Source organism: Psychrobacter piscatorii (assembly GCF_043641605.1).
GTDB lineage: Bacteria > Pseudomonadota > Gammaproteobacteria > Pseudomonadales > Moraxellaceae > Psychrobacter > Psychrobacter piscatorii_C.
The window spans coordinates 22,787-32,968 of sequence record NZ_JBHZRK010000022.1; the positions used below are offsets into that span (position 1 = coordinate 22,787).

At 42.7% G+C, this 10,182-nt stretch carries 8 protein-coding genes; 3 read left to right on the forward strand and 5 right to left on the reverse strand.

Annotation, left to right across the window (positions count from 1 at the left end; all coding sequences use genetic code 11):
* The first annotated feature begins 135 nt into the window (after positions 1-135).
* A complete protein-coding gene (gene htpX / locus ACHUET_RS14375) occupies positions 136-1,053 on the forward strand; it encodes a protease HtpX (protein WP_394213758.1) in 918 nt (305 codons plus the stop codon).
* A 64-nt stretch (positions 1,054-1,117) separates the two neighbouring features.
* Here htpX and ACHUET_RS14380 read toward each other — a convergent pair whose 3' ends face one another.
* Together ACHUET_RS14380 and ACHUET_RS14385 are read right to left on the reverse strand one after the other, a co-directional pair.
* Complete coding sequence (locus ACHUET_RS14380) at positions 1,118-2,392, reverse strand: saccharopine dehydrogenase family protein (protein WP_394213759.1); 1,275 nt, start codon at positions 2,390-2,392, stop codon at positions 1,118-1,120.
* 306 nt (positions 2,393-2,698) lie between these two features.
* On the reverse strand, positions 2,699-3,940 hold the full coding sequence (locus tag ACHUET_RS14385; RefSeq protein ID WP_394213760.1) for a carboxynorspermidine decarboxylase: 1,242 nt from the start codon (positions 3,938-3,940) through the stop codon (positions 2,699-2,701).
* Between the two features lie 99 nt (positions 3,941-4,039).
* On the opposite strand from ACHUET_RS14385, the gene ACHUET_RS14390 reads away from it, so the two are divergent.
* Positions 4,040-4,705 carry a DUF924 family protein gene (locus ACHUET_RS14390; RefSeq protein ID WP_394213761.1) on the forward strand — a complete coding sequence of 222 codons (666 nt, stop codon included), beginning with the start codon at positions 4,040-4,042 and terminating at the stop codon, positions 4,703-4,705.
* A gap of 120 nt (positions 4,706-4,825) precedes the next feature.
* On the opposite strand, the gene ACHUET_RS14395 is transcribed toward ACHUET_RS14390, so the two are convergent.
* From ACHUET_RS14395 to lpxB, 3 genes are all read right to left on the reverse strand, one after another.
* Complete coding sequence (locus tag ACHUET_RS14395; RefSeq protein ID WP_394213762.1) at positions 4,826-6,073, reverse strand: CAP domain-containing protein; 1,248 nt, start codon at positions 6,071-6,073, stop codon at positions 4,826-4,828.
* Between the two features lie 235 nt (positions 6,074-6,308).
* On the reverse strand, positions 6,309-7,181 hold the full coding sequence (locus ACHUET_RS14400; protein WP_394213763.1) for a ribonuclease HII: 873 nt from the start codon (positions 7,179-7,181) through the stop codon (positions 6,309-6,311).
* 22 nt (positions 7,182-7,203) lie between these two features.
* Positions 7,204-8,520, reverse strand: a complete 1,317-nt coding sequence (gene lpxB / locus ACHUET_RS14405) for a lipid-A-disaccharide synthase (protein WP_394213764.1) — start codon at positions 8,518-8,520, stop codon at positions 7,204-7,206.
* 452 nt (positions 8,521-8,972) lie between these two features.
* Here lpxB and ACHUET_RS14410 point away from each other — a divergent pair, with 452 nt between their 5' ends.
* Positions 8,973-10,055, forward strand: a complete 1,083-nt coding sequence (locus tag ACHUET_RS14410; RefSeq protein ID WP_238039058.1) for a 3-deoxy-7-phosphoheptulonate synthase — start codon at positions 8,973-8,975, stop codon at positions 10,053-10,055.
* Positions 10,056-10,182 lie beyond the last annotated feature (127 nt).

Consider the following 10,182-nt stretch of genomic DNA (forward strand, 5'->3'; position numbering starts at 1 on the left):
TAATTATTTTAGTACTTTGACATTATTAAAATGGTATGACAGATAAAACCACAGTAAAATCTATCATAACAAACAAACCTCTTAGATAACCGTCTATCTAGGCCATACCAACACTTTAAATAGGAAATTAGCGTCATGATGCGTATTGGATTATTTTTATTGACCAACTTGGCCGTGATCGTGGTCTTTAGCATTGTGTTTGGAATACTATCTAGATTTTTTGGGATTGGCGGTGTATACACGGCAGGTGGGCTAAATTATGTCAGTCTTGCAGTTATGTGCGGTATCTACGGTATGGTCGGCTCAATGATTTCGCTATTTCTGTCAAAATGGATGGCCAAAAAATCCACTGGTACGGTGGTGATAGAATCCGCACGTAACCCAACTGAACAATGGCTAGTCGATACAGTGGCAAAACAAGCGCAAGCGGTAAACATCGGTATGCCTGAGGTTGGTATTTTTAACAATTCGCAGCCAAACGCCTTTGCGACTGGCTGGAATAAAAATAAAGCGCTGGTGGCAGTGTCGTCTGGTCTACTGCAAAATATGAATCAAGATGAAGTCGAAGCGGTACTGGCGCATGAGATTGGTCATGTGGCGAACGGTGATATGGTAACCCTTGCCCTTATTCAAGGAGTGGTCAATGCGTTTGTGATGTTCTTTGCGCGCATTATCGGTAGCTTTGTGGACCGTACTGTGTTCAAAAACACCAGTGATCGCCCCGGTATCGGTTACTTTATCACTAGTATTATAATGGATATTTTGCTTGGGTTTTTGGCGTCTGCCATCGTGATGTGGTTCTCACGCTTACGTGAATTCCGTGCGGATCAAATGGGCGCAAAACTTGCCAGCCGCGAAAAAATGATCAGTGCACTTGATGCGTTGCGTCCCTCTGCACAGCGTCCTGACCAAATGCCTGAGAGTATGAAAGCGTTTGCAATCTCATCAGGACAAACGCAAGGTTTTAGTATTGCCAACCTATTCCGCTCACATCCAACGCTAGATGACCGTATTGCAGCGTTGAGAGAGTATGATCCTAGTGAATTACAGTAAAAACCCAGACATAAAAAAAGCCTATCTATAACAGATAGGCTTTTTGATTAATAAAGTCTGATAACTAAATGGCAAACTCAAGCGCTCTATCACCATCAGCATCTTTAATACGCGTTGGCAGACCAATCTTGTTGAGCAGATTGATAAATGGCTTAGCATCTAACTCTTCGACGTTAACCATCTTACCTGCATCCCATTCGCCAGTCGCGACTAGTATTGCAGCAGCAACAGGTGGCACGCCTGCGGTATACGAGATACCTTGGCTACCCACTTCGTTGTACGCATCTTTGTGATCTGAGACATTGTAGATAAATACTTCCGTCTCAACGCCATTGATTTTTCCTTTGACTTTGTCACCGATACAGGTCTTGCCTGTATATTCTGGTGCCAGCGAGCTTGGATCTGGTAGTACTGCCTTCACGACTTTTAGCGGCACAACTTCTTGGCCTTCAGCCGTCATCACTGGCTGCTCAGACAATAGTCCTAAGCTCTGTAGGACAGTGAATACATTGATATAGTGCTCACCAAAGCCCATCCAAAAACGAATGTTTGGTACATCTAGGTTGGCTGACAATGAATGCACTTCGTCATGACCGCTCAGATAGCTGTTCTGTACACCTACAACTGGCAAGTCATCCGTACGTTTGACTTCAAACATTTTGTTAGACTGCCACTTGCTGTCTTGCCAAGAGTAAACTGTCCCTGTGAACTCACGGAAGTTGATCTCTGGGTCAAAGTTGGTTGCAAAGTATTTGCCATGACTGCCCGCATTGATATCGATGATATCAATATCAGTCACTGAACCTGCATCCATCATGTCGTAGCCAAGACGCGCATAAGCGTTGACCATACCGGGATCAAAGCCTGCACCTAAAATGGCAGTGACGTTGTTGTCTGCGCAGCGCTCTTTGCGTTGCCACTCGTAGTTGTTGTACCACGGCGGTGTCTCACAAATCTTACGCGGATCTTCGTGAATAGCCGTATCTATGTAGGCAGTACCTGTCTCAATGCAGGCTTCTAGTACGGTCATATTGATAAATGCCGAGCCAACATTGATGAGTATTTGTATTTTTGTGTCTTGTATCAGCTGCACGAGTGCTTGGCTGTCCATCGCATCGACTTGATGCGTATGCAAGACCGCAGCCTGCTTAAAGCTGTCTTTTTCTTTTACACTTTGGGCGATGGCATCGCATTTGTCTTTGGTACGTGAGGCGATATGGATCTCGCCAAGCACATCATTGTGCATCGCACATTTATGCGCGACCACTTGAGCGACACCGCCTGCTCCGATGATGAGTACGTCTTTTTTATTGGGCTTAGCTTGTTGGTTAGTGTTCAATGAACAATCCTCCTTTGTGTCCCTGTCGATACCATTGATTGCGGCTATGCAAAACAGAAACGAGTGAATGATATGCGTGAATTAAAAAGGAAGACCGAGGAAAACCCACGCACCCGTCGGGCAGATACCACTCTAGTATTTACCCGACGCGATTATAACAATTTTTATTCCCTTATCGGTAAAAAATATGTATAAAAAACAGAGAGACTAAAATATTTACCAATATAGGTTAAGCCTTTGTTTTTTAAACATTAAAATAAAAAAACCCGACAATAGCACAGCCTTAAAAGCTAAGGCTACTAAGGCTTAAGATAGGCTGGTTTTATATTCCTCATAGTCAAACTCACGCTGGATATCGATACTGCCATCCAAACGGCGGATGACTATCGCTGGCATATTGACCCCATTAAACCAGTTTTTCTTGACCATCGTATAACCAGCAGCATTACCAAAGGCAATCTTATCGCCTATCTGAAGATTATTCGGTAACGCATATTCACCAAAGATATCGCCTGCTAAGCAAGAACGACCATAGATAATGGTATGTTCTGCTGACTCTACATTATCTTTAGACGGCGCAGCTTCTGCTGGATTACCAGTAGGTGCAATATTGGCAGCAGTATTATTGATCGCAGCAATTGGTGCTGACTCACGGTAAATCAGCAGATCAAGCATGTGTGCTTCAATCGAAGCGTCGACGACGGCGAGATTTTTTTGATTGTGCATGGTGTCTAACACCGTCGTCACCAACGTACCCGCGCCATGAATACTTGCTTCGCCTGGCTCAAGATAGACTTGCACGCCATAAGTTTCACTAAATTTTTTTAAACGTGCAGCCAGTTTCTCTAGTGGATAATCAGGCGCGATAAAATGGATACCACCGCCTAAGCTGACCCACTCAAGCTGCGCTAAGATATCACCAAATCTGGCTTCGATATCGGCCAAGCTTTCACTAAAGGCTTCAAAACTGTCATTTTCGCAGTTGTTATGAATCATGACGCCAGTGATATCGCCAAGTACCGCTGCGATTTTATCTTTATCGTGCTCACCAAGACGGCTAAATGGACGTGCAGGATCAGCGATCAAAAATGATGAGTTACTGGTTTTTGGATTGAGTCGTAAGCCTACTGGAACACCTTGTGCTGCCGCTTGATCTTTAAAAGCAGTTAGCTGCGAGATTGAGTTAAAGATAATTTTATCAGCATAACTCAGTACTTCAGGAATTTCATCTGCGCTATAGGCGACGCTATAAGCGTGCGTTTCTTTTTTATCGCTGCTACTGGCATCATTGTTATTGCCAAAAGTCTCATAGCCCAATCTAACTTCGTTAAGCGAAGATGAAGTTGTACCATGTAGATATGGCCGCATCACATCAAAAACACCCCATGTGGCAAAGCATTTTAGTGCTAATAATGCTTTTGCACCAGACAGCTCACATAGCCTAGCAATGATTTTCATATTGGCAACGATGGCCGCTTCATCAAGCACGTAGTAAGGCGTTGGTGGCAACGATACGTTGATAGAATTTTCTAGATTTTTTGCATTCATAATAGATTACCTAATAGACACTCTGCTGTTGGTATCTTGACAGACAGATATAAATATTTGCGCTATAGTAGACTAAATCCATCATAATTAGAATATCTTATGGCACTCTCAACTGATTATTCCACCTCTGCCAGTCAATCCCATGCCTCTCAACTCGATCCAAAAAGTATAGATTTGACCTATCTAGATCCGGATGCGCGTGCAGTATTGGATTTTTGGTTTGATAAAGATAATGAAGCGTGTTGGTTTGAACAAAACGATCGTTTTGATAAGCAGATAAAGGACAAGTTTGGTGACATTTGGCAGGCAGCAAAGCAAGGTGAGTGCGTTAAATGGCGCCTCGCAGAATCTTCTCTAGATGGCAATAGTTCAATAACAGCGCTAGCAGGGCGACTGGCAGAGATCATTGTCTTAGATCAGTTTTCACGCAACCTATGTCGCGAACAAGCCTGTGCTTTTGTCCAAGACGGCATGGCATTAGTCTTAGCACAAGAAGCCATTCAGCAGCCATACTTTGATACCTTACCGATGCAGTGGCGTCGATTTATGATCATACCGTTTATGCACTCTGAGTCAGCGCTGATTCACGACCGTTATCTGCCATTATTTAAGCAATTAGACGATGCAACCACGTTAGATTTTGAATATCGTCATAAAGAGATTATTGATCAATTTGGGCGTTACCCACATCGTAATGAGGTACTAGGACGCAAATCAACTGAGGATGAAAAAGCCTTTTTGCAACAGCCAAACTCATCGTTTTAAAGTAGATTTTAGTCAGTCTGCTTACTTTGTCACATTCTTATAGTGTCTTTGCATAAAACAAGGGCTGAACCAGTTATTTGGTTCAGCCCTTTTGCTTGTACGATTGATTAAACGACTTAACTAGTAATTTACCTTACCGGTCGTAAAAGTGAACGACTTACTTTCCAAGTTTTTATCATCAACCAAAATATCAAAGCTCACTTGATACTTTGTATTGCCATACAGACCACATTGCTTGCTTTGATCTGAACTACGTTTAACTTCACAGCTTTTGAGTTCATCTGTTAATGGCAAAATAAATGCTTCATTCGCTGGTAATGCGTAGTTGGTGTTTACATACGGATCCTTATCAAAGTCGATCAATTGAATCGGTACATTAGTATTTCGCTGAGTATCTCGGAACTTGATGTTGCTGACCTTAATCTTCTGAGCTGACGGCATACTGATATAAACGGGTTGTCCAATAGGATTGGTACGCAAATCGCGGCCCGTTCCTTTAACAGGGTTTGGCGACTCATTATACAGAGCAGTTACTGTATCAGTCACACCTTGACAGGGATAAGTAAAAACACCTGCTGCTGTCTTATCTTTAGTTGCTCTGGTCGCTGAGGCATGGCTAACCAATACATAACCTTGATTAAGAGCTGGATTTTTGGCATCAGGTTTATAGGTGACCATTCCTGTGCCTATCAAACTCGAAGGCGGTAACATCAAAGAGCGCAAATGATAGGGTGCTGCCAACAACGACTTTGCCATTGCGGTGGCTACCACATCTGTTTTCAGAAAGCTTCCTGCTGAACTATAGTAAACAGATTGAGCAATATTTTCTGTGGCGCCATATTGTGCGTTGCTGTATTTTGCGTTTAATAAGCGATCTGAGAAATCTAAGCCACCGAAGAATGGGTTATTGCTACCTGTCACACTGGCAATATCGCTGATTTTATTTTCGACATGCGCATTAAAACTGGTCGGCGTGCTATTAGCAAATACGTATTTGATATAGTTTGCGTGCTTAATCGCAATATCATCAAGCGCTGTATCAACAGATAAACCACCTAAGCCACAACTGGTTCTTGCAAGACTGAATTGATTATTAGCACTTAAGGCTGCTTGCGGATTATTCTCAGTTGGCGCGTTGCTTTCATTAATGGGATTACTATCGCTTGGCTTACTACTCTGCTCATCGGGTGTCTCTGTTACTGGTGCTGAAGTCATTGGTTCTGAAACAACTACTTCTTGTGGCTGGCTCGGTGTTTCGTTAGATGCAGAACCATTATCAGAGTCGCCACCGCCGCCACCGCAGGCCGTTAAAAATACCGCTAAGAAAAGCACTACAGCAAGGTTCTTTTGAGGGGTATGAGCCATCATTTTTTATCCTATAAAATAGTAATATATATAATTCATAGTGAGAATAAAACTCAAAATGAAATCTTAGTCATTGATTTAACAGCATTTTATACCAAGAGTAACATACTATATTACATTTTATAAATTTTCGCTCATTATTTTTCTGGAAATTTACTTATTTGTTAACACAGGTAGATAGCTTCTTTCTGCTAATACATTGAATTTTTATCATTAGACGAGATACTATCATTTAAGATTAGCTCTCTAATGCCTTTCGCACTGGTGCAAAGCTGCGCCTATGTGCTGATAAGACACCATGTCTTCCAATGGCTTCCATATGTGCGCGAGTTGGATAGCCTTTATGTTTGGCAATACCATATTCTGGATGCTGCATATCAAGGGCATACATGGTCTCATCACGGCTCACTTTTGCCAATATACTAGCCGCTGCGATACTGGTATGACGTGCATCACCCTTCACCCATGCTTGACAGTTAATGTCCGATGGTAAGATACCCATCGCTTCAATCTTAGCCGTATTCAGCTCAGGACAACGATTACCATCAAACAACGCCTCTACCTGCAATTTATCAAGTGATGTGCCAAGACTTTTAGTTTTAGAGAGATGTCTAAAAACTGCTTCTAATAAGGCTTCAGCACACAACCGCATACCGAGCATGGTAGCCTGCAAAATATTGACTTGGTCGATAACGGCTGCTGGTATATCAGCGATGATATAACCGACTGCATGCTGCTGTACCAATGGATAAAGAAGATCGCGTTTTTTTTCACTCAGTTTTTTGGAGTCTGTCAGTATCGACAATGGCGTGTCTTTGAGTGGTTGTTCTTCAATCAATCCTGACCAAGACGCAGGCAATATCGCGGCGGCCACATTGACACTACCTAGTAAAGGTCCACGCCCTGCTTCATCAACGCCAATTTTTAATATTGATTGTTCTAAGCATTGCGCCTCATCGCGCTCATATTGAGTAAGCAGCTCGGAAATATTCAACTGTCCATATAAACGTATAGGCGCCACCAATTGAATATACTGCCCTTTGACATCGATATGATTAATATTGACGTCAATTATCTGGGCTAGGTTTTTTGTGCTAGGTTGAATTTGCATAATATTAGAAAGTCTTTCTAGGTTAGGTAATATTGGAAGCATTACTATCGCTCATAAAATATTGCTCAATTACGCTATTTGCCGGCTCATGATTACTTTGCTGCTGCAACGTGTGTTTTGTCGCCAACAGGTCTTTTAATTGCTCAGCATAAGCACGTGGCTGTAATAAACGCATTACTGTACGGCAAATATTATCCCCGCTTGCCTGCTCTTGAATAAGCTCAGGCACAATCGGCGCATTAGCCAATATGTTAGGCAGTGCCACATAAGGCACTTTTACCAGACGTTTGGCAATTTGATAAGTGATCTGATTCAATTGATAAACCACTACCATCGGACGCTCAAGCAGCATCGCCTCCAATGTTGCTGTCCCAGAGGCTAGCATCACGATATCTGATGCTGCCATCGCATGCTGACTAAACTCTGGCTGAGTATCATCATAAACGACGACAATAGCCGCCCGCAGTTGCTCTGAACACTGATCAATGACTTCTTGCACAATATATTGGTGATTTTGATCAACCGTTGGAATGATAAAGCACAGCTTTGGATCTAGTAGTATGAGCTTTTGAATGCCATCGAGCATCAATGGCAAGATAGCAGTAATCTCGCCACGCCGAGAGCCTGGCATCACGCAGATAAGCTGGCTGACATCATCAAACCGTTCAATAAAAAACTGCTGTAAACCATCATTGTGCCAGACCAGCTCGCTACGGCGCTGATTGATTGGTGTGTCTATCAATGCTTGATCAATGGTTCGTAGCAACGGATGCCCCACACAGATCGCCGGATGATTATGACGCTCGTAGACTGGCAGCTCAAATGGGAATAGGCACAATACCAAATGGGTCGCCGCTTTGATATTATGGATACGCGACTCACGCCATGCCCAAATAGAAGGACTGACATATTGCACACAGAACACGCCTTGTGGCTTGAGTTTCTTAGCGACCCGCAGGTTAAAATCAGGTGCATCGATACCGATAAACCAATCGATATTGGCCGTCTTGAACGCACTCAGTAGCTCGCGGCGTGCTTTGAGCAAATCTGGTAGCTGCGCCATGACTTCGACCAGTCCCATCACTGCCAAACGCTCTAATGGAAAAATACTTTGCAATCCTTGCGCTTGCATTTTGGTGCCACCAACGCCTACCCAGACGATGTCATCACGCAGATTGTTCATCTGCTGCATAAAATCTGCGCCCAAACTGTCACCTGACACTTCACCCGCGACAATGGCTATCACTAGCAGCGTGGTAGTCGTTTTAGGTTTATTGAAATCCGTCTCTGTTTGGCTGATACAATCAGTATGTGGATGAGACGTAGCAGAATCTGTCATGACAAGCTCTCAATATTGAAGATATACAAATAAGATAAATCGTTGTTGTAAAATATAACACAGTCAGTCAATGATAGAGATTGATGACATACACATTTTATCTTTGCTTATTTTTTGGCATTCACGTGTTAGTGTGCAATCATTTTAGTGTGTCATCATAAAATCATCGCGGTCGCTATCATACGTGACGATGATACAAATAGCTAAATTCACGCATAAAATCTGAGCGTTAAGCACCCAGTATTTAATTCATCCTTATTAATAGACAGAAAAACGAAATACCAAACGTGCATTTGCGAATTCAAATATAACCTTAATCATGTGCAAGTATAACTAAGTTTTAGTTTCCTCATTCCAGTTATCAGTCAATTAACTACCGGACTACCCTTGTCAACCAACACTTTTGTCCGCATAATGAATATTCCTATAAATCAGCTAGACGATATATAACCATGACAACATCAGTTACCCATAATGCAGATATTGACGACGTGAATATTGAAAAATTTATTCCTTTGATTACTCCCGCTGAGCTAAAAACTGAGCTGCCTCTATCAGACGACGCATATAAAACCGTACTAAACGGTCGAAACACTATCCAAAATATCTTGGATGGTAAAGACAAGCGTCTGTTTGTGGTCATTGGACCCTGCTCTATCCACGATATAAAAGCGGCCCATGAATATGCCGATCGCTTAGCCGTATTGGCAAAAGAGATCGAAGACAGCGTATTTGTCGTTATGCGTGTTTATTTTGAAAAACCTCGTACCACGGTCGGTTGGAAGGGTATGATTAATGACCCTGATATGAATGACAGCTTTGATATCGAAAAAGGCTTACGTACTGCTCGCAAGTTATTGCTTGATTTGAATGAAAAAGGCTTGCCTTGCGCGACCGAAGCACTCGATCCAAACACGCCGCAGTACATGCAGGATTTAATCAGCTGGTCAGCGATTGGCGCACGTACTACCGAAAGCCAAACACACCGTGAGATGAGCTCAGGCTTATCTTGCCCAGTTGGCTTCAAAAACGGTACTGACGGTGGCATGACCGTTGCTGTCAATGCGATGCAAGCCGTTAAAGAAGGCCATAGTTTCCTAGGTCTATCCTCAGATGGCAAGGTTTCTATCATCAAATCGAAAGGCAATCCTTATGCACACGTGGTACTTCGCGGTGGTAATGGCAAGCCTAATTATGATGAAACGGCAGTTGCTCAAGTCGAGAACGAGCTGGCAAAAGGCAAAACCAATGGCAAAATCATGATTGACTCAAGCCATGCCAACTCAGGTAAAGATCCTTACCTACAGCCGATGGTCATCCAAAACGTTGCTGAACAAATTCAAAATGGTAATAAATCAATCATCGGCATGATGATTGAAAGTCACCTAAAAGGCGGTAATCAAAAACTAACCGCTGATTTAAGTCAGCTTGAATATGGTAAATCTATCACTGATGGCTGTCTAGATTGGGACAGCACTGTCACCGCATTGCGCGGCTTACGTGATATGGTAAAAGATGTATTGCCGAATCGTTAATAGCCATTAACGATAGTATATCGTCAAGCAAAAAATAAAAAGCCCCTTTCGTGAACTGACCCCCATAAGTTGGACACAACTTATGGGGTATTTTTATGCGTTACGATCTGGACTTTAAGATGCAAGT